We start from the raw sequence: 18,234 nt of genomic DNA on the forward strand, positions 1-18,234 counted from the left end.
GGAGGGGGAGGTTTCCGGGTAAGGCAGCAGCGAAGCGGCGGACGACCGCGCGGGTGGCTCAGGCCACCGAAACGAAGCTGTCGATCACCCGCTTTCGCCCCGCCTGCTCGAACTCGATTTCCAGCTTGTTGCCTTCCTGGTCCACGACTTCGCCGTAACCGAACTTGTCGTGGAACACCCGTTGGCCGACTGCGATGTCCGATCGCGGCTTGGCGGCAAAGCTCGCCGCGCTGCGAGTGACCTCGCGCACGCGATGCGGGGTCTTGTCATACCCGGTGGTCAACGCGCGCTGGAAACCGGGCCCTCGCGTCATGGTGCGGGCGGGCTGCGATGCGGCGACATGGGCGAAGGGATCGTCATGCTCGCTCAACTGCGCGCGCCATAGCGATGCGCCGCCCGTGAGCGTGGTTTCTTCCGTTATGTGTTCCGCCGGCAACTCGCTGACAAAGCGGCTGGGTATGCTGCTGGACCACTGGCCGTAGATGCGCCGGTTGGCCGCGTGAATGATCGTGCAGCGCCGCCGGGCCCGGGTGATCGCGACGTAGGCGAGCCGCCGTTCCTCCTCCAGGCTGGCCATGCCGCCCTCGTCGAGCGCGCGCTGGCTGGGGAACACGCCTTCTTCCCAGCCGGGCAGGAACACGTGATCGAATTCCAGGCCCTTGGCGGCGTGGATGGTCATGATGGTGACCTTTTCCCCCGTGTCGCCCCGGTCGTTGTCCATCACAAGCGCGACATGTTCGAGGAAATCACCCAGCGTGTCGTATTCCTCCATCGCCCGGGCAAGTTCGGACAGGTTTTCCGCCCGGCCGGCGCTTTCCGCGCTCTTGTCCCCGCGCAGCATCGCCTCGTACCCGCTTTCGACGATGACCGTGCGCAGCAATTCGGCGGGCGAAGTGGTCTCCGCCAGTTCGCGCCAGTGCAGGAACTGGCGCATCAGCGCCGCGATCGTGGCGCGCGCGCGGGCCGGCAGCTCGTCGGTATCGGCCAGTTGCAGGGACGCGGCGGCCAAGGGCAACCCGGCGGCGCGGGCATAGCGGTGCATGGTCTCCAGCGTCTTGGCACCCAGGCCGCGCTTTGGCTGGTTGTAGATACGCTCGAACGCCAGGTCGTCGGCAGGGCTGGCGATGACCCGCAGGTACGCCAGCGCGTCGCGAATTTCGGCCCGCTCGTAGAAGCGAAAGCCGCCGACGATCCGGTAATTGAGGCCGATCTGGATGAAACGGTCTTCGAACTCGCGGGTCTGGTACTGGGCGCGGACCAGGATGGCGATCTGGTCCAGCCCGGCGCCTTCGCGTTCCAGCCGCTCGATCTCCTCGCCGATGCGGCGGGCTTCCTCCGGCCCGTCCCACACGCCGATGACGCGGACTTTCTCGCCCGCCGGGATCTGGGTCCACAGCGTCTTGCCCAGGCGTTCGCTGTTCGCGTTGATCAGCCCGCTGGCCGCGCCCAGGATGTGCGGGGTGGAACGATAGTTCTGTTCCAGCTTGATGACCGTGGCGCCGGGGAAATCCTTTTCGAATTTCAGGATATTGGCGACTTCTGCCCCGCGCCAGGAGTAGATAGACTGGTCATCGTCCCCGACAACGCAGATGTTCTTGCGCGCCTGCGCGATCAGCCGCAGCCACAGGTACTGGACCTGGTTGGTGTCCTGATATTCGTCCACCATCACGTATTTGAAACGCTGCTGATACTGGGCCAGCACGTCGTTGTGGGTCCGGAAGATATTCAGCATGTGCAGCAGCAGGTCGCCGAAATCGCAGGCGTTCAGCGCCTTCAGGCGGTCCTGGTACAGACCGTAGAACTGCTGCCCCCGGCCGTTGGCATAGGCTTCGTTCTCCACCGCATCGAGATCCCGCGGATTGAGCCCACGGTTCTTCCAGCGGTCGATCAGGCCGGCAAGCTGCCGCGCCGGCCAGCGCTTTTCGTCCAGCCCATGTTCGGTGATCAGCGCCTTCAGCAACCGCAACTGATCGTCGGTGTCGATGATCGTGTAGTTCGCTTGCAGGCCGACCAGCTCCGCGTGGCGGCGCAGCATCCGGGCGCCGATGGAATGGAACGTGCCCAGCCAGGGCATCCCTTCCACCGCATCACCAATATGGCGGCCGACCCGTTCGCGCATCTCACGCGCGGCCTTGTTGGTGAAGGTGACGCACAGGATCTCGCTCGGCCAGGCGCGCCGGGTCGCGACCAGGTGCGCCAGCCGCGCGGTGAGGGCGGCCGTCTTTCCCGTGCCCGCCCCGGCCAGCATCAGCACGGGGCCTTCGGTCGTCAGCACCGCCTGTTGCTGCGGTTCGTTCAGCCCCATCGCATAGGGCGGAATACCGTTTTCCGGCGTGGGAGGCAGGGGCGCGGGCGTCATGGCAGGCGCGAACAGCTAGGGAACACGCGTGCTGCACGCAAGGGGCCAGCGGAACCGTCCGCGATTGCCGTGCGTAGTGCGGTGCAGAAACGATACGGAGAGTGCTTCATGAACAAGCTGATCCTCGCCGGCGCGGCCGCGCTGGCTTTCGCCGTTCCCGCTATCGCGCAGGACGCGGTCGTGACCTCCAGTGGGGACGTCTACGTTCTCACGCCCACCCAGCAGACGGTGTACGATGCCTGGCCGGTGGAGCGCCAGACGATCTACACCGCGTGGCCGAACACCTACCGCGTCTATTACTGGACGCTCACCGAACCGCAGCAGACCGGGTGGTGGGCCCTGACTGACGAGCAGCGCGCGCAAGTGTACGCGATGACGCCCGAGCAGCGCGCGGCGACCTGGGCCTCGATCGAAAACCAGGTCATGCGCACGCGGTCGGCCAGCGCTTCGCCCACCGCGATGGCAGCAGCGACGGCGGCGGTGAATGCCAATGACAGCCCGCCGCAAATGGTGGCGGGCGAAGTCGTCCAGACCACTCCTGCTGCCACGACTGCCGCGGGCGGGGAATATCCGCTTTGCAGCGCGACCATCACCGATAGCTGCCGCAACCCGCGCGAAGCCGGCAAGAATTACGGCAATCGCCCGCTCAACTACTGGCCCGGCAAGCCTGCTAGCGAGATTCCGGGCAAGCTGCCGCAGCGCTGATCAGCGGCGAACCGACAATGAAAAGGGCGCCCTTGGGGAGGCGCCCTTTTTTATGCGGGGGACGTTTCGCCGGGCGTTCCGGCCGCCTTGCGCAGGAGCCAGAGCTTGCCCTTGCCCACCTTGCGTTCCGCCTCGATCTCGAGGGATCGCACGTCAACCGTCTCCCTGGCGCTTGTTTCGGCGGCGATCAGTGTCGCCGGGCCGATCCAGCCGAGGCGGCCCATTCGGTCGAGGGCCACCGCGGCAGCGCCCGTGCCATACGGCGGATCGAGCAGGACAAGGTCGTATGGGGCGGGGACCGGCCCCAGGTCCATAACCGAACCGCGGCGCACCTCGGCCCGGTCGCGCGCACCGACAGCGGCGATGTTCGCCCGGATGACATCGATCGCCCCGGCGTCGTTCTCGACAAAAAGGCACGACGCGGCCCCGCGCGACAGCGCCTCTATCCCCAGCGCGCCGGAACCGGCGAACAGGTCCGCCACCACCAGGCCATCGAAAGTGCCAAGCCGGCTCGCGAGCATGTTGAACAGCGTTTCCCGCGTGCGGTCGGCAGTGGGGCGCGTCAGATCGCCCTTGGGGGCGGCCAGCTTGCGGCCGCGCCATTCGCCGGCAATGATCCTCATCGCAAGCTCTTGCGCAGACGCTCTACCTGCGCTTGCGGGATCTCCGCCGCCGCGCCGCGCGGCAGGTCGCCCAGGTTGAACGGACCGTAACCCACTCGCAGCAGCCGGCTGACTTGCAGGCCCAGGTGTTCGAGAACGCGGCGAACCTCGCGATTCTTGCCTTCGGTGAGGGTCATCACGATCCAGCGGTTGCGGCCCTTGCCGCTGTCGAGGTCCGCCTCGATCTTGCCGTAGCGAACACCGTCGATCTCCACCCCTTCGATCAGGTCGTCGAGCTGGCTCTGCGTCACATCGCCGAACGCCCGCGCGCGGTAGGTGCGGGGCACGTTGGACGACGGCAGTTCCAGCGCGCGCTTCAGCTCGCCGTCGTTGGTCAGCAACAGCAGCCCTTCGGTGTTCATGTCGAGCCGGCCAACGGGCATGACCCGCGGCGCCCCGCGCGGCAGGGAGTTGCGCAGCGCGGTGTAGATCGTGGGTCGTCCCTTGGGATCGCGCTCCGCGGTGAGCAGGCCCGAAGGCTTGTGAAACGCGAACACGCGGGCATGCTCCGCGCGGGCCACCGGCTTGCCGTCGACCGTCACGCCCTTCAGGTTCGGCAGGACCCTGGCGGGGGTGTTCAGCACTTTGCCGTCGATGGCGACGCGGCCGTCGGCGATCATCCGTTCGACCTCGCGGCGGCTGGCGACGCCGGCGCGGGCCAGCAGCTTGGCGATGCGTTCGCCGCTGCGCGCGGGAGGAGGGGCGGCGCCTTCAGGGCGTTCGGATCGGGGCATCGGGCGCGACTAGGCCTTCAGGATGCGGCGCGCAACGCCTCGCTCACCGTCTCGTGGAAGCGCGCGATGCCGCCTTCCAGCGTTCCCAGCGTCAGGTGCGGCACGGCCCCGGTAGAGAGGCCCTGCTGGCCGAGCTCGGCTGCGCGGAAGTCCTCGCTGGCGAAGACCCCGCCGTCGAGCAGCGCCCAGCTGCGTTCCCAATGATCGCGCGCCTTGTCGGTGGCGGGCGGTTCGGGGATCAGCATGAAATCCTCCACCAGCGTGTGGTCCACCGCCTGCGGCCACAGGGTCAGGACGTTGAGGTAGTCGGGGCTTGGTATGATCACGGTTGCCGGCAGGAACTGGTACGCGAACGTCACGCGCCGGCGGAGCGCGGCCATGTCGGCAAGGTCGACCCCGCCCATCTCCTCCACCCGGCCCACCGCGCTGCGGGCGTGCGGGCCGATCATGTCGCCAGTGGTCACGCCATCCTTGAAGAACGGGCCGATCGTCTTCGCGTGGAGCCGGGTGACGTGGTAGCTTTCAAGGAACGCGTCCATGATCAGCTTCCAGTTTCCGGCCACCGAGTGCGTCTTGCGGCGAAACAGGTGGTGATCCGCCGTGCCGAAGGCGTCCATGTCGTCGCCGATCGTGTTGGCGTGGCCGAAATCGGCGCCGTTCGCCGGCGCGTACCAGATGAGCCCGCCAGCCTCGCGGCTCGGCAGCTCGACGAGGTGATAATCGTCCTTGTCGAGCCCGGGAAAGCTGTCGGGCCGGGGAAGGGCGAGCAGCGCTCCGTCGAGGCGATAGGTCCACGCGTGATAGGGGCACACCAACCGCGCGGCGCATTCCGCCTCGGTGCCTTCGACGAGGCGCGTGCCGCGGTGGCGGCAGACGTTCAGGAACACGTGCACCGCGCCCGCCTTGTCGCGCGTCACCAGCAGCGGCCTGCCCGACAGGTCGTGCGGCACGGCCATCCCGGGTTCGGGCAACAATGCGCTGGGCATCAGCACCTGCGGGAGCCGGTCGAACAGGGCGGCCTTTTCGCGCGCGAAGTGATCCGGGGCGGTATAGACGGCCGCGGGAACCGTGGTGATGTCCGCCGCGGGCCGGGTGTCGCCCCGGGCCAGTGCCTCTGCCAACGCCAGCTGGCCTCCGGTGGGCCTTTTCCCCGGCGCGGTTACGACGTCGTTCATCGCAGCGCTTCCCTATTCCTCTTCCCGCGTTAAGTGTCGCACGAAACGGGTCGAACGGGAAGGACAGTCAGGGAATGGCCGAAGCAGCCGCCGCAACGAAGAAACCGTCGAGCTGGCGCATCCTCGGCCAGGCGCTGCGGAACCGGAAGACCGGGTTCATGCTACTGTTCGGGTTCGCCAGCGGGCTGCCCTTCGCGCTGTTCCTGGGCACCCTGTTCGCGTGGTTGACGGAGGCCGAGGTCGACCTGGAAACGATGGGCGTATTCTCGCTTATCGGGCTCGCCTACGCCTTCCAGTTCATCTGGTCGCCGCTGATCGACAAGGTGGACCTGCCGGCCCTGCGCCGCCTGGGCAAGCGCAAGCAGTGGATCATCCCGATGCAATTGCTGCTGGGCGCGATCCTGGTGACGATGGCCCTGCTCGATCCGCGCAGCCAGCTCGGCATGTTCAGCCTGCTGGCCGGCATCGGGGCGCTGGCCAGCGCCACGCAGGACATCGCGATCAACGCCTGGCGCATCGACGTGGCTGACGAGAAGGCGACGCTCGACGTACTGTCGACGGTTTACCAGATGGGCTTCCGTCTATCCTCCCTGGCGGGCGGGGCGCTGGCGCTGATCATCGCCGAACGGATCGGCTGGCCGATGACCTACACGATGATGGGCGCCATGCTGCTCGCCATTGGTATCGCCGGGCTGTTCGCGCCCGACGCGGGGCGGGGCGCGAGCGACGGGTCGATCGAGAATGACGCGCAGGTGCGCGCCCTGCGCCGGGCCGGCGCGCTGGCGCCCAAGGTCCGGTACCGCGCGCTTGCGGTTGTCGGCCTGCTGTGGGCGGGCACGATCGCGGTCCTGCTCGATTTCATGATCCGATCGATGACGGCGCTGCCGGAAAACCGCCCGGACCCCACCGAATTCACGCTGACCTGGGGCCCTTGGGTGATCGTCGCGACGATCGTCATCCCGGCGCTGATCGCGGGCTGGCTGGCCGGGCAGCAGAGCAAGGGGCACAACCTTCTGGCCGAGGACGCGCCGGCAGCAAGCGGCGCCGCTTTCGCCCTCGACCATCTCTACCGCGCGCTGGTGCTGCCGCTGGTCGAGTTCGTCGGCAGGATGGGCTGGTCGCTGGTGCTGATCCTGGCGCTGGTGCTGACCTATCGCATCTGCGACGCGATCTGGGGCACGTTCGCCTATCCGTTCTATCTGGGCGAGCTTCAGTACACCAAGGACGAGGTCGCCTTCGCTTCCAAGATCTTCGGCGTCGGCGCGATCGTGCTCGGCCTGGCTATCGGGGGCTGGATGCTGACCGCGCTGGGGCGCATGCCGACCCTGCTGATCGGCGGACTTCTCGCGGCGCTCACCAACCTCCTTTACGCCGACATGGCCGCGGGAGGCCAGGTCATCGGCGCATTGGCGAACGGCAGCGGGTTCTCCGCGCTGGTCTCGAGCTTTCCCGGGGGGAGCGAGCGGCTCGCGCGACTGATGCTGACGATCGGCGGAGAGAACCTCGCCATCGGTATCGCGGGTGCGGCGTTCGTCGCGTGGCTTTCCTCGATCGTCTCGAAGCAGTTCAGCGCGGTGCAGTACGCCCTGCTGTCCTCCCTCACGCTGCTGGTCGGTACGCTGGGGCGCGGCGCGCTCGGCCAGATGATCGAGCGGCAGGGTTATTACGATGTTTTCATCCTGACGACCTGGATCGGCGTGGGCGCCATGGCGCTGGTGGTGCTCGAATGGTGGCGCCAGAGCCGCACCGGCGCCCGCGGCGTGGTGACGCCTGAAGCCGGCGTGGCGGTGCCGGCGGAATGATGAGCGGACGCTTCCAGGCCCCGCGCGGGCGGACAGCCTAGTCCGGCACTTCCACGTTCGCCCGCAGCACTTCGCCTGCGAGGTATAGCGAACCGGCGATCAGGATCGGCAAGCCGTCATCGGGGATCGCCCGCAGCGCCGCCCCCACATCGGTAAAGGCCCGCGCGTCGGGCCCGAACGCACCGGCCGGATGACTTTCGCTGCCGGGCACCGGTACCACCGACAGGCTCGCCATGCGCCTGTCCAGCGGATCGGCGATCGCGCGCGGGTTCTTGTTGGCCAGCATACCGACGATAAGGTGAACCGGGTCCGTGAAGTGCTGGGCAATCGCCGCGCCGGCATCGGCGTTGTGGCCCCCGTCCAGCCACACGGCGCGGCCTGGTGCATTCGCCGTCAAGGGGCCGCCCGCCAGCCGCTGGAGCCGCGCGGGCCAGCGTGCCGACCGGACACCGTCGATCATCGCCCCGATATCCACCGTCACGAAATCCTGATGACGTAGCATCGCCACGGCGAGCGCGGCGTTGTCAGCCTGGTGGCGGCCCGGGAGCGCGGGAAGGGGCAGCGCCACACGCCCATGGCGATCCTCGTATTCGATCTGCGTGCCGATGTGTGCCGTCCAATCGCGTTCGCGCATGTGAAGCGGTGCGCCCGCCGCCATCGCCGCGCGCTCGATCTCCAACTCGGCCCCCTCGGGGTAGGACTGCGTGACCAGCGGCCGGCCGGGGCGGACGATGCCGGCTTTCTCAAAGGCAATGCGTGCCAGTGGCTCGCATGGCGTCCCGTCTTCCGGCGCGAGCAGGAAGGCCTCGTGATCGATACCCAGGCTGGCGATGCCGCACGCCGCTGGCGCCTCCAGCACGTTTGTGGCGTCGAACCGGCCGCCAAGCCCGACCTCGATCACGCAGGCATCGGCGGGATGTTCGGCGAAAGCGAGGAAGGTCGCCGCGGTCGTTACCTCGAAGAAGCTCGGCGCCAGATCGGCCCCTGCGTCGAGGACTGTGCGGAGTCGCTCGGCCAGCTCGGTATCGGATATGAGCGAACCCGCGATGCGGATGCGTTCGTTGTAGCGCACCAGGTGCGGCTTGGTCGCGGTGTGGACCGTCAGGCCGCCGGCCTCCAGCATCGTGCGCAGGTAGGCGCACGTCGAACCCTTGCCGTTGGTCCCCGCGACATGAAACGTCGGCGGCAATCGTTTCTGCGGATCGCCAAGCCGGGCGAGCAACGTGCGGATCGTATCGAGCCCCAATCGCCCCTGTGGGAGCGACAACCTGGCCAGCCGATCAAGCGTGGCCTGGACGGCGGGATCGGATGAGGTCGCGAAATCCTTCACCGTGCGTCATCACACCCAAAGCCGGGGCCATTTTCCTGAAGTGCGAAGTATGAAGCATCTCCCAGCTTTGGCCGGGATGACGGCTTCACCACTAGGCCGCCTTCCTCGGCGCGAGGTAGTCGATCAGCGTCGCCAGCGTCGCCTTCAGGTCCTTGCGGTCCACCACCATGTCCACCATCCCGTGCTTCAGCAGGTATTCCGCGCGCTGGAAGCCCTCGGGAAGCTGCTCGCGGATCGTGTCCTGGATCACGCGCTGCCCGGCGAACCCGATCAGGGCGCCCGGCTCCGCGATCTGGACATCGCCCAGCATGGCATAGCTCGCGGTGACGCCGCCCGTGGTGGGATCGGTCAGCAGCACGATGTAGGGCAGGCCTGCTTCCTTCAACCGGCGCGTCATGACGGTGGCCTTGGGCATCTGCATCAGGCTGAGAATGCCCTCCTGCATGCGCGCGCCGCCGGCCGCCGTCACCACGACGTAGGGGCAGCGGCGATCGAGCGCGCGTTCGGCCCCGGTGCAGAAGGCGGTGCCCACGGCCATGCCCATGCTGCCGCCCATGAAGCTGAAATCCTGCACGCCGACCACGGCGGGCCGCCCCTCAATCGTGCCGGAACCCACGCTGAAGGCATCGGCGTGGGGGTTCTTGGCGCGCGCCTTCTTCAGCCGGTCGGTGTACTTGGCCGTGTCGCGAAACTTCAGCGGGTCTTCCTTCACGCTCGGCTGGGCGAGCAGTTCGAAACCCGGGTCGAGGAGCTGCGCCAGCCGCGTATCGGCATTGATGCGCCCGTGGTGGTTGCACCGCGGGCAGACGCTGAGGTTTTCCTCGTATTCCTTGACGAACAGCATTTCCTGGCAACTGGGGCACTTCACCCACAGGTTGTCGGGAGTTTCCCGTTTGGCGACGAAGGGGAGCGAATTGCGGACGCGGTTGAGCCAAGACATGGGGTGCTCCTATTCTAATCGTCATCCCCGCGAAAGCGGGGATCCAGTTTCCTTCTCGCTGGATTCCCGCGTTCGCGGGAATGACGACGTTAGGCAAGCTGGCGCGCGTTGTGCACCGCCTCGGCCAGCGAAGCGGTCAGCTTCCGCAAGCGTTCCGGCGCGTCGGGCTCCGCGCACAGCTCGACCAGTGCCGAGCCCACGACCACCCCGTCCGCCACGCGCGCGATCGCCCCTGCCTGCTGGGGCGTGCGCACACCGAAACCGACCGCGATCGGCAGGTCGGTCGCGGCCTTGAGCCGGGCTACCGCGCTCTCGATCGAGGCGGTGGCGGCCTGCTGGAGCCCGGTGATCCCGGCGACCGAGACGTAATAGATGAATCCCGACGAGCCCTCGAGTACCGCAGGCAAGCGGTCCGTATCGGTGGTGGGGGTGGCCAGCCGGATGAGGTCGACGCCCGCATCGCGCAGCGCGGGGCCGAGCGCGTCGTCCTCCTCGGGCGGGATGTCGACGCAGATCACCCCGTCTATCCCGGCGGCTTTGGCCTCGGCAGCGAACCACACCGGCCCGCGGCGGATCATCGGGTTGGCATAGCCCATCAGCACCAGCGGCACCTCAGGGTGACGCGCGCGGAACCCGCTGGCGATGGCGAGCACGTCGGCCGTCGTCGTTCCAGCGCCCAGGCTGCGCAAGTTCGCCGCCTGGATCGCCGGGCCGTCGGCCATCGGGTCGGTGAACGGCATGCCGAGCTCGATCACGTCCGCACCGCCTGCGACCACCGCGTCGAGGTTCGACGCGGTGTCGCCATCGCCCGCGGTGATGAAGCACACGAGCGCGGGGTGGCGAGTCCCGTCGGGCGACTCTTGGGCAAAGGCGGAGGCGAGGCGGCTGCTCATCAAGCCCTCTCCCCTTCAGGGGAGAGGGTTGGGAGAGGGGGCTGTGATTGCAGTTGCGCGATCACGCCAGCCAAATGCTGCAACACACCGTCCATGTTTCTCGTCACGTCGTGGTTTGAATAACGCAGCACCTGGTAGCCCTTGATTTCAAGAAACGTCGTGCGCGCGGCGTCGTAGCGTGCGCAGGCGGCGTGGGTGTCTCCATCCAATTCAATGACCAATTTCGGATCATTCGCAGCGAAATCGACGATGTAGCGGTGGCGCTCATCCTGGATGACCTTCTGCCGCCTGAACTTCACAGCGACAAAGCGCTTGGCCCGCAGTTCCGGCCAGAGCCGCGTTTCAGCTTCCGTCATCGCGCGGCGCATTGCGCGGGCGCGCTTCGTCAGCTCGAGGTCACGCATTCGCCTCTCCCAACCCTCTCCCCTGAAGGGGTGAGGGCCTTTGCCGCCGGCTCAAATCTCCACTCCCAGATGCTCCGCCACTGTGAAGATGTCTTTGTCCCCCCGCCCGCAGAGGTTGGCGAGGATGATCGCGTCGCGGTCCATTTCCTTCGCGCGCTTGGCGACGGCGGCGATGGCGTGGCTGGGTTCGAGCGCGGGGATGATGCCTTCGGTGCGGCAGAGGAGCTGGAAGGCGTCCAGTGCCTCGTCGTCGGTGACGGCGGTGTATTCGACCCGGCCGGTGTCCTTGAGCCAGGCGTGCTCGGGGCCGATGCCGGGGTAGTCGAGGCCCGCGCTGATCGAGTGCGCCTCTGCGATCTGGCCGTCTTCGTCCTGCAACAGATACGTCTTGTTGCCGTGAAGAACGCCCGGCGCACCGCCCGCGAGGCTCGCCGCGTGTTGTTTGTCGAGCCCGTGCCCCGCCGCCTCGACGCCGAGCATCTTCACACCCACGTCGTCGAGGAAGGGGTGGAACAGGCCGATCGCGTTTGAGCCGCCGCCGATGGCCGCGACCAGCAGGTCGGGCAGGCGGCCGGTGCGCTCAAGCATCTGCGCGCGCGCTTCCTTGCCGATCACCGATTGGAAATCGCGCACCAGCTCGGGGTAGGGATGCGGGCCGGCGGCGGTCCCGATGATGTAGAACGTGTCCTCCACGTGCGCGACCCAGTGGCGCAGCGCCTCGTTCATCGCGTCCTTCAGCGTCGCCGCGCCGCTGGTAACTGGCACCACATCGGCACCCAGAAGCTTCATGCGGAAGACGTTGGGCTGCTGACGCGCGACATCGGTAGCGCCCATGAAGATCGTGCAGGGGAGGCCGAACCGCGCGCAGACGGTCGCGGTGGCGACGCCGTGCTGGCCCGCGCCGGTCTCCGCGATGATCTTCTGCTTGCCCATGCGGATCGCGAGGAGGATCTGGCCGATGCAGTTGTTAATCTTGTGCGCGCCGGTGTGGTTGAGCTCGTCGCGCTTGAACCACACTTGCGCGCCGCCAAGCGCTTCGGTCAGGCGCTCGGCGAAATAGAGCGGGCTGGGCCGTCCGACATAATGTTCGAGCAGATCCTGGAACTGCGCCTCGAACGACGGATCGGCCTGCGCGGCGCGGTATGAGGTCTCGAGCTCGAGGATCAGCGGCATCAGCGTCTCGGCGACATAGCGTCCGCCGTAATCGCCGAAATGCCCGCGTTCGTCCGGCATCGCGCGGAAGGAATTGGGTGTGTTCATGCCTGCCGTGCCGCCTGGACGAAGGCGCGGATTCTGTCCACATCCTTGACGCCAGGGGCGCTTTCAAGGCCGCTCGATGCATCGACCAGCGGCGCGCCGGTCTGGCGAATGGCATCGGCGACATTGTCGGGCGTCAGGCCGCCGGCGAGGCCCCACGCCAGTTCGTGTCGGTGCGCCGCGAGGAGCGACCAGTCGATCGCGAGGCCGTTGCCACCCGGCAGCGCGCCCTTCGCCGAATCGTACAGCACCCTGTCGACCGCGCCGCGAAACTTGAGCGCGGATTCAAGGGAGCCTGCATCGCGCACCCCGTAGGCCTTCCAGACTTCCTGTGGCATCGCGCCTTTCAACAGGGCGAGCCACTCCGGCGTTTCACCGCCGTGGAACTGCACCACGTCCGGCTTGACCGCGTCGACCGCCTGGGCGGTAGGAACCGGCTGTTCGTTCACCAGCAGCAGGACCACCTTTGTCGTCATCGGTACGCGCGCCCGCAGCCGGGCCGCCTGGTCCAGGGTCACGTGACGCGGGGACGGGGCGAAATGGACCAGGCCGATGTAATCGGCGCCAGCGTCAACGGCGGCATCGACGGTTTCGGGCGTGGAAAGCCCGCACACCTTGACGAGGGTATTTGTCATGCGCGCGGCCATACGGCAGCCCGCCGAAAGTGCAAACGAAGCGTTTAGAGTGTCGCTTCGACGGCGCGCGCCGCGGCGAGCGGATCCGCCGCGCGGCTGATTGGCCGGCCCACCACCAGCACACTGGCACCATCGTCACGCGCCTTGCGCGGGGTCACGACGCGTTTCTGATCGGCCACATGGTTGTCCGCCAGGCGCAGGCCCGGCACGACGAGAAACCCGTCCTTCCACTGTCGATGGACAGCGGCGACTTCCTGCCCGGAGCAAACAATCCCGTCGAGCCCGGCGGTTTCCGCCAGTTCCGCCAGGCGCATGACCTGGTCGTGCGCAGAGCCTGCAATGCCGGTACGCTGCAGATCGCGCTCGTCGAGGCTGGTGAGCAATGTTACCGCGACCACGCGCGTTGCCTGGCCCGCGGCCGCCTTCGCATCTTCCATCATGGCCCGGCCGCCCGCGGCATGCACGGTCACGATCGCGGGCTGCAGCATGTGGATCGCCTGCATCGCGCCGGCCACGGTGTTGGGAATGTCATGCAGCTTGAGGTCGAGGAAGATCGGCAAGCCCAGCGCCGCGATCTCGTGGACGCCGTGGTGGCCATGGGCGCAAAAGAATTCGAGGCCCAGCTTGAAGCCGCCCACGTGGCCCTTCACCCGCGCGGCGAGCGCCTTTGCCGCATCGAGTTGCGGCAGGTCGAGCGCGAGATAGACCGGATTGCTCACTTAAGGATGTCGTCCTTCGGCACGGGGGCGCCGGCAACCGGCTGATGATCGTCCGCCCGTGGGTAGGGGGGATGCGCCGGAGTGGAATCGCCCGGGACAGTCGCAGGGGGGATCGGCGGGGTCGCCGCCGCCATCGCATGATTGCGCGCGGTCGTTTCCAGCAGCGTGATGCGCCGCTTGAGCCGCCAACCGACCGCGCGATGCATCAGCCATGTCGGAACGAAGCCGAGGAGGAAGAACACCAGCGCGATCACGGCCACCGGCCATTCGACGAGCAGCGTGTCGCCCGGCATCGGCCAGAAACGCACCGGCACCGGCCGCGTGTAGTTGATCGACATGAACATGACGAAGACCGCCGTTACCGCGACCCACCCGATCAAGCGCAATGCCTGCATCCTGTTATCCCCTTGCCCAGCCTGGTTCGCGGTCTCCGGCGTGCCGGACCACTATATCGTGCAGCGATGATGGACCATCGCGGCGCCGCAGACAAACAATGTCTGCGCGATCAGCTGTCGAACACCCGTGCGAATATCGTGTCCACCTGGGCGAAGTGATATGCAAGGTCGAACCGTTCCTCCAGCTGCGCGGCGCTGAGGGCGGAGGTCACTTCCGAATCGGCCTTGAGCAGATCGAGCAGCGAAAGCGCGCCGTCGCTTTCCCACACCTTCATCGCGTTGCGTTGCACCAGGCGATACGCGTCCTCCCGGCTCACCCCTGCCTGCGTCAGCGCGAGCAGAACGCGTTGCGAGTGAACGAGGCCACCCATCCGGTCGAGGTTCTTCTGCATCCTGGCCGGATAGACGAGGAGCTTGTCGATCACGCCGGTCAGGCGTGCCAGGGCGAAATCGAGGGTGATGGTCGCATCCGGGCCGATGAAACGTTCGACCGACGAGTGGCTGATATCGCGTTCGTGCCACAGGGCCACGTTCTCCATGGCGGGCACGACCGCGCTGCGGACCATGCGGGCGAGGCCGGTGAGGTTCTCCGTCAGCACGGGATTGCGCTTGTGCGGCATCGCGCTGGAGCCCTTCTGGCCCGGGGAGAAGTATTCCTCCGCTTCCAGCACTTCGGTGCGCTGCAGGTGGCGCACTTCGATCGCGAGCCGCTCCACCGAGCTTGCAATCACGCCCAGAACCGCGAAGAACATGGCGTGGCGATCGCGCGGGATCACCTGGGTGCTGATCGGTTCCGCGGTCAGGCCCAGCTTCTCTGCGACATGCGCTTCAACGCGCGGATCGACGTTCGCAAACGTGCCCACGGCGCCGCTGATGGCGCAAGTCGCGATCTCCGCCCGCGCGGTCTGCAGACGGGCCTTGCACCGGTCGAACTCCGCGTAAGCCTGCGCGAGCTTCAACCCGAAGGTGACGGGTTCGGCGTGAATCCCGTGGCTGCGACCGATCGTGGGCGTGTACTTGTGTTCCTCTGCGCGCGTCTTGAGCGCGGCGAGGAGCAGGTCGATGTCTTCGATCAGGATATCGCTCGCGCGCGCCAGTTGCACTGCCAGCGCGGTGTCGAGCACATCGGAGCTGGTCATGCCTTGGTGCATGAAGCGGGCCCAATCCTCCCCCGAGTGCGCGGCCACCTGTTCGGAGACCCAGGTGAGGAACGCGATCACATCGTGCTTGGTCACCGCCTCGATCGCATCGATCGCGGGCACGTCGATCGCGGGCTCGGTCGCCCACCACGCCCACAACGCCCGGGCGGCCTCCACCGGCACGACACCGAGCTCGCCGAGCTTCTCCGTCGCGTGAGCCTCGATCTCGAACCAGATGCGGAATCGCGATTCCGCTTCCCAGATCGCGGACATGGCGGGGCGGGAATAGCGGGGGACCATCATCGACTCCGGTTTGTGTGACGCGGTGGCGGCTAGGGCGCCCGCCACGGCAACGCAACCCATCGGTCAATCAGACCTGACGACCGAGGCCACCCTGTCTGCAACGATGTTCGCGGAGTATGCCGTCACGTGATCGCCGTCATGGTAATAGAGGCGGTCTCCGTCGAGGATCGGGCACTTGTCTCCGCGACATAGCAGTTGCGCCGTGTCGATGTACGTGACGCCCGGCGTCTCCGCGGCGAACGCGCGGAGGATCGCGTTCATTTTCGCCCCTTCGGCATACGAGCGGTCAAATATCGTCGGGCACGTGACGTTGCGATACGCCCTGCATCGCAGAAGCCCGTCCGCCATCTGCGGCGCACTCGCCCTCGCACCCGGGGTGTTGCCGAGGATGATCAGCCGGGTCCCGGCCGGGAGGGTGCGCCTGACCTGTTCAAGCTGGCTGCGGAGCACGGGTTCGGCGGGGCCGCTGCCGGACCCGAGCGGTCTGGCATCAGCGTTTGCAAACAGCTCGCTTTCCCATCTTTGTGCCCAGATGACCACCGGGACGGACCGCTCCGCAACAAGCCTTTGCATGGCATCGTACTGATCGATGCACGGCTGGCGCTCCTCCCCGCTCTGCCAGCTGCTTATGTCGGGGAGCGCGATACAGGCGTTTTCTCCCAGCAGCGCCCCGCGGCCCAGGCGGGTCTGAAGCGCGTTCTCGTACTGCCTGGCGTGACTGTCGCCATAGAGCACGAAGGCGAGCTTCCCTGCCGGGATGGCGCGGCTGGCGAGCCCGCCCGGGTACACGGCATCGAATCGCCGTGCATCGGGTCCGGAGCGGGGTTCCAGTATCGCCAGATGGCCGGCCACGCCGAGGCCGATGGCCGCGAGCAGGCCGGCGGAGCAGAAGGCGATAAGCGTGGTGCGCGATTTGAGGAACTGCTTGCGCCGGACGGGTTGCTCGATCCACTTGTACGAGACAGCGGCCAGGACGGTCGACATCGCGATCGTCGCCGCCAGCACGCCCCGGGAAGGCGCCCCGAACGTGGTATAGAAGACGAAGGCGAGCAGAACCTGATGCCACAGGTACAGCCCGTACGAGATGAGGCCGATGAGGACGAAAGGCCGCCAGCCGAGGATCTGCGCCGCGATCGATCCCGTGGTGGCGTATCGGACCACCAGAGCGGTGCCCACCACCGGTAACAGGAATGCCACTCCCGGAACCGGCGTATCCGGACCGATGACAACCATGCCTGTGACGATGAGGGCGATCCCGGCGAGACCGGGCAATTGTCGGGTCTTCAAAACCGGCGGCAAGACTGCGCACACGGCGCCCGCCAGCAATTCCCAGGCTCGGGTCGGCAGCAGGTTGAATGCAAAACGCGGCGAGGTTTCGGCGAGAACGAGCGCGAGCGCGAAGCTGGCGAACAGGATGCCGGCGATCGTCGGCAGGATCGCGCGGGGCCGGAACCGGATCAGAGCCAGCAAGAGCACCGGGTAGATGAAGTAGAACTGCTCTTCGACCGACAGGCTCCATCCGTGAATGAGCGGCTCGAAGCCTTCCTCTCCGCCGAAGTAGTCGTTCTGCAGGGCGAACAGCATGTTGGATGCGAACAGGGCGGTCGCGGCCACCGCCTGCGAGTAATGCCTGAAGTCGAGCGGTACGAAGAGGTACCACGCGCCGACCAGCCCTGCGATCAGGATCGGAAACAGCGCCGGCAGAATTCGCCGCGCACGTCGTTCGTAAAAGGCCGCGAAATGGCCGGGCCGGGACGCATCCCGCATCAGGATCGCCGTTATGAGGTAACCGCTGATGACGAAGAAAACATCGACGCCGACGAAGCCGCCGGTGAACCAGAACAGGTCTGCGTGAAACAGCACAACCGGAACGACCGCAAGCGCGCGTAGCCCGTCGATCTCTGGGCGGTGACCCAAAGCCGGGTTGACCCCCGTATCCCTAATCCCCGCCTGCAGCATTGGGCGGGCCGCTAGGGCATCGCCTCGCACCGCACAAGAACCCAGCGCGGCGGGAGTAATCGGTCGCCTCGCCGGCCTGCGTCTCTGATCCAGGTCCGTCTCAGATGAGGCCCCTGGCTTTCAGGCTGACATGGCCTTCGCGCCCCACGATCACGTGGTCGTGGACAACGATGCCCAGCAGGCGCGCGGCCTCGGCGATGCGGCGCGTGATGTCGATGTCGGCGCGGCTGGGTTCGGGATTGCCACTCGGGTGGTTGTGGACCAGAATCATGGCCGTGGCGCCGACGTCCAGCGCCTTGCGGACGACTTCGCGCGGATGGATTGCCGCTTCGTCGATCGACCCGTCGCCAACGTGATGATCCACGATCAGGCGGTTGCGCGTGTCGAGATAAAGGACCCGTACCCTCTCGACCGTGAGGTGCGCCATGTCGATGGTGAGGTAGTCGATCAGGGCCAGCCAGCTGCCAAGCACCGGCTTGTCCTGGACGGCGCCCCGCGCCATCCTGCGCGCCGCCAGTGCCACGGCTTTGAGCACGGCCGCGCCTGTCTCGCCCATGCCGCCGACCTGCCTCAACGCGCCGGTTTCCGCGTTCAACACGGCGTTGAGCGAACCGAAGCGTGCCAGCAGTGCCTTCGCGAGCGGTTTGGTATCGCCGCGCGGGTTCGCGGCGAACAACAGGTATTCGAGCACTTCGTAATCGGCGAGCGCCTCCGCCCCGCCGCTGAGCATACGCTGGCGGAGGCGCGCGCGATGCCCTGTCGCCTGCGTGGCGCCCCCCGCCTTTTCAGCTTGCGGCAACGTTACCCCCGGCATGTCCTGACA

Annotated in this window: 17 protein-coding genes; 2 read left to right on the forward strand and 15 right to left on the reverse strand. The window is 67.1% G+C overall.

Going from position 1 to position 18,234, the window contains the following annotated elements; translation table 11 throughout:
* Window positions 1–58 precede the first annotated feature (58 nt).
* Window positions 59–2,359, reverse strand: coding sequence for an ATP-dependent helicase (locus GRI40_RS01375; protein WP_160609682.1), 2,301 nt, complete (start codon window positions 2,357–2,359; stop codon window positions 59–61).
* Window positions 2,360–2,467: 108 nt separating this feature from the next.
* Between GRI40_RS01375 and GRI40_RS01380 the strand changes: the two genes are divergently transcribed.
* Complete coding sequence (locus GRI40_RS01380) at window positions 2,468–3,064, forward strand: hypothetical protein (RefSeq protein ID WP_160609683.1); 597 nt, start codon at window positions 2,468–2,470, stop codon at window positions 3,062–3,064.
* Between the two features lie 50 nt (window positions 3,065–3,114).
* Here the strand turns inward: GRI40_RS01380 and rsmD are convergent, their stop codons facing one another.
* Genes rsmD through GRI40_RS01395 form a run of 3 tightly spaced genes read right to left on the reverse strand, consistent with a single transcriptional unit; the run spans window position 3,115 to window position 5,635 of the window.
* Complete coding sequence (rsmD, locus tag GRI40_RS01385; RefSeq protein ID WP_160609684.1) at window positions 3,115–3,687, reverse strand: 16S rRNA (guanine(966)-N(2))-methyltransferase RsmD; 573 nt, start codon at window positions 3,685–3,687, stop codon at window positions 3,115–3,117.
* Window positions 3,684–4,460: a pseudouridine synthase gene (locus GRI40_RS01390; protein WP_160609685.1), complete on the reverse strand. Its 777-nt coding sequence runs from the start codon at window positions 4,458–4,460 to the stop codon at window positions 3,684–3,686. Before GRI40_RS01390 ends, rsmD begins: the two co-directional genes overlap by 4 nt.
* Before the next feature lie 17 nt (window positions 4,461–4,477).
* Window positions 4,478–5,635 carry an aromatic ring-hydroxylating oxygenase subunit alpha gene (locus tag GRI40_RS01395; protein WP_160609686.1) on the reverse strand — a complete coding sequence of 386 codons (1,158 nt, stop codon included), beginning with the start codon at window positions 5,633–5,635 and terminating at the stop codon, window positions 4,478–4,480.
* 74 nt (window positions 5,636–5,709) lie between these two features.
* On the opposite strand from GRI40_RS01395, the gene GRI40_RS01400 reads away from it, so the two are divergent.
* On the forward strand, window positions 5,710–7,437 hold the full coding sequence (locus tag GRI40_RS01400) for an AmpG family muropeptide MFS transporter (protein ID WP_160609687.1): 1,728 nt from the start codon (window positions 5,710–5,712) through the stop codon (window positions 7,435–7,437).
* A gap of 37 nt (window positions 7,438–7,474) precedes the next feature.
* On the opposite strand, the gene GRI40_RS01405 is transcribed toward GRI40_RS01400, so the two are convergent.
* The 11 genes from GRI40_RS01405 to radC form a co-directional block, all read right to left on the reverse strand.
* Entirely contained in the window at window positions 7,475–8,767 is a 1,293-nt protein-coding gene (locus GRI40_RS01405; protein WP_160609688.1) for a folylpolyglutamate synthase/dihydrofolate synthase family protein, read from the reverse strand.
* 91 nt (window positions 8,768–8,858) lie between these two features.
* Window positions 8,859–9,707 (reverse strand): acetyl-CoA carboxylase, carboxyltransferase subunit beta, encoded by an 849-nt coding sequence (accD, locus tag GRI40_RS01410; RefSeq protein WP_160609689.1) that lies wholly within the window; start codon window positions 9,705–9,707, stop codon window positions 8,859–8,861.
* Window positions 9,708–9,796: 89 nt separating this feature from the next.
* On the reverse strand, window positions 9,797–10,600 hold the full coding sequence (trpA, locus tag GRI40_RS01415; protein ID WP_160609690.1) for a tryptophan synthase subunit alpha: 804 nt from the start codon (window positions 10,598–10,600) through the stop codon (window positions 9,797–9,799).
* The gene (locus tag GRI40_RS01420; protein ID WP_160609691.1) at window positions 10,600–11,004 is read right to left on the reverse strand and encodes an endonuclease domain-containing protein; all 405 of its coding nucleotides are present in this window, start codon (window positions 11,002–11,004) and stop codon (window positions 10,600–10,602) included. The genes trpA and GRI40_RS01420 overlap by 1 nt, the downstream gene beginning before the upstream one ends.
* A gap of 51 nt (window positions 11,005–11,055) precedes the next feature.
* Window positions 11,056–12,264, reverse strand: a complete 1,209-nt coding sequence (gene trpB, locus GRI40_RS01425; protein WP_160609692.1) for a tryptophan synthase subunit beta — start codon at window positions 12,262–12,264, stop codon at window positions 11,056–11,058.
* Window positions 12,261–12,896: a phosphoribosylanthranilate isomerase gene (locus tag GRI40_RS01430; RefSeq protein ID WP_160609693.1), complete on the reverse strand. Its 636-nt coding sequence runs from the start codon at window positions 12,894–12,896 to the stop codon at window positions 12,261–12,263. The genes trpB and GRI40_RS01430 overlap by 4 nt, the downstream gene beginning before the upstream one ends.
* Before the next feature lie 44 nt (window positions 12,897–12,940).
* Window positions 12,941–13,615, reverse strand: coding sequence for an orotidine-5'-phosphate decarboxylase (pyrF, locus tag GRI40_RS01435; protein WP_160609694.1), 675 nt, complete (start codon window positions 13,613–13,615; stop codon window positions 12,941–12,943).
* The gene (locus GRI40_RS01440; RefSeq protein ID WP_160609695.1) at window positions 13,612–14,010 is read right to left on the reverse strand and encodes a LapA family protein; all 399 of its coding nucleotides are present in this window, start codon (window positions 14,008–14,010) and stop codon (window positions 13,612–13,614) included. The genes pyrF and GRI40_RS01440 overlap by 4 nt, the downstream gene beginning before the upstream one ends.
* Before the next feature lie 110 nt (window positions 14,011–14,120).
* Entirely contained in the window at window positions 14,121–15,449 is a 1,329-nt protein-coding gene (gene purB / locus GRI40_RS01445; RefSeq protein ID WP_160611307.1) for an adenylosuccinate lyase, read from the reverse strand.
* A gap of 66 nt (window positions 15,450–15,515) precedes the next feature.
* Window positions 15,516–17,369, reverse strand: a complete 1,854-nt coding sequence (locus tag GRI40_RS01450; RefSeq protein ID WP_160609696.1) for an acyltransferase family protein — start codon at window positions 17,367–17,369, stop codon at window positions 15,516–15,518.
* Between the two features lie 142 nt (window positions 17,370–17,511).
* Complete coding sequence (gene radC / locus GRI40_RS01455) at window positions 17,512–18,225, reverse strand: RadC family protein (protein WP_160609697.1); 714 nt, start codon at window positions 18,223–18,225, stop codon at window positions 17,512–17,514.
* Window positions 18,226–18,234: the final 9 nt, after the last annotated feature.

Origin of the sequence: Tsuneonella aeria, assembly GCF_009827495.1 — a bacterium.
GTDB classification, from domain to species: domain Bacteria; phylum Pseudomonadota; class Alphaproteobacteria; order Sphingomonadales; family Sphingomonadaceae; genus Tsuneonella; species Tsuneonella aeria.

What these genes read in the sequence shown, in the direction of transcription:
- GRI40_RS01375 (WP_160609682.1), bottom strand. Translation starts at nt 2,359, where the DNA reads ATGACGCCCGCGCCCCTGCCTCCCACGCCGGAAAACGGTATTCCGCCC.
- GRI40_RS01380 (WP_160609683.1), top strand. Translation starts at nt 2,468, where the DNA reads ATGAACAAGCTGATCCTCGCCGGCGCGGCCGCGCTGGCTTTCGCCGTT.
- rsmD (WP_160609684.1), bottom strand. Translation starts at nt 3,687, where the DNA reads ATGAGGATCATTGCCGGCGAATGGCGCGGCCGCAAGCTGGCCGCCCCC.
- GRI40_RS01390 (WP_160609685.1), bottom strand. Translation starts at nt 4,460, where the DNA reads ATGCCCCGATCCGAACGCCCTGAAGGCGCCGCCCCTCCTCCCGCGCGC.
- GRI40_RS01395 (WP_160609686.1), bottom strand. Translation starts at nt 5,635, where the DNA reads ATGAACGACGTCGTAACCGCGCCGGGGAAAAGGCCCACCGGAGGCCAG.
- GRI40_RS01400 (WP_160609687.1), top strand. Translation starts at nt 5,710, where the DNA reads ATGGCCGAAGCAGCCGCCGCAACGAAGAAACCGTCGAGCTGGCGCATC.
- accD (WP_160609689.1), bottom strand. Translation starts at nt 9,707, where the DNA reads ATGTCTTGGCTCAACCGCGTCCGCAATTCGCTCCCCTTCGTCGCCAAA.
- trpA (WP_160609690.1), bottom strand. Translation starts at nt 10,600, where the DNA reads ATGAGCAGCCGCCTCGCCTCCGCCTTTGCCCAAGAGTCGCCCGACGGG.
- GRI40_RS01420 (WP_160609691.1), bottom strand. Translation starts at nt 11,004, where the DNA reads ATGCGTGACCTCGAGCTGACGAAGCGCGCCCGCGCAATGCGCCGCGCG.
- trpB (WP_160609692.1), bottom strand. Translation starts at nt 12,264, where the DNA reads ATGAACACACCCAATTCCTTCCGCGCGATGCCGGACGAACGCGGGCAT.
- GRI40_RS01430 (WP_160609693.1), bottom strand. Translation starts at nt 12,896, where the DNA reads ATGACAAATACCCTCGTCAAGGTGTGCGGGCTTTCCACGCCCGAAACC.
- GRI40_RS01440 (WP_160609695.1), bottom strand. Translation starts at nt 14,010, where the DNA reads ATGCAGGCATTGCGCTTGATCGGGTGGGTCGCGGTAACGGCGGTCTTC.
- purB (WP_160611307.1), bottom strand. Translation starts at nt 15,449, where the DNA reads ATGGTCCCCCGCTATTCCCGCCCCGCCATGTCCGCGATCTGGGAAGCG.
- radC (WP_160609697.1), bottom strand. Translation starts at nt 18,225, where the DNA reads ATGCCGGGGGTAACGTTGCCGCAAGCTGAAAAGGCGGGGGGCGCCACG.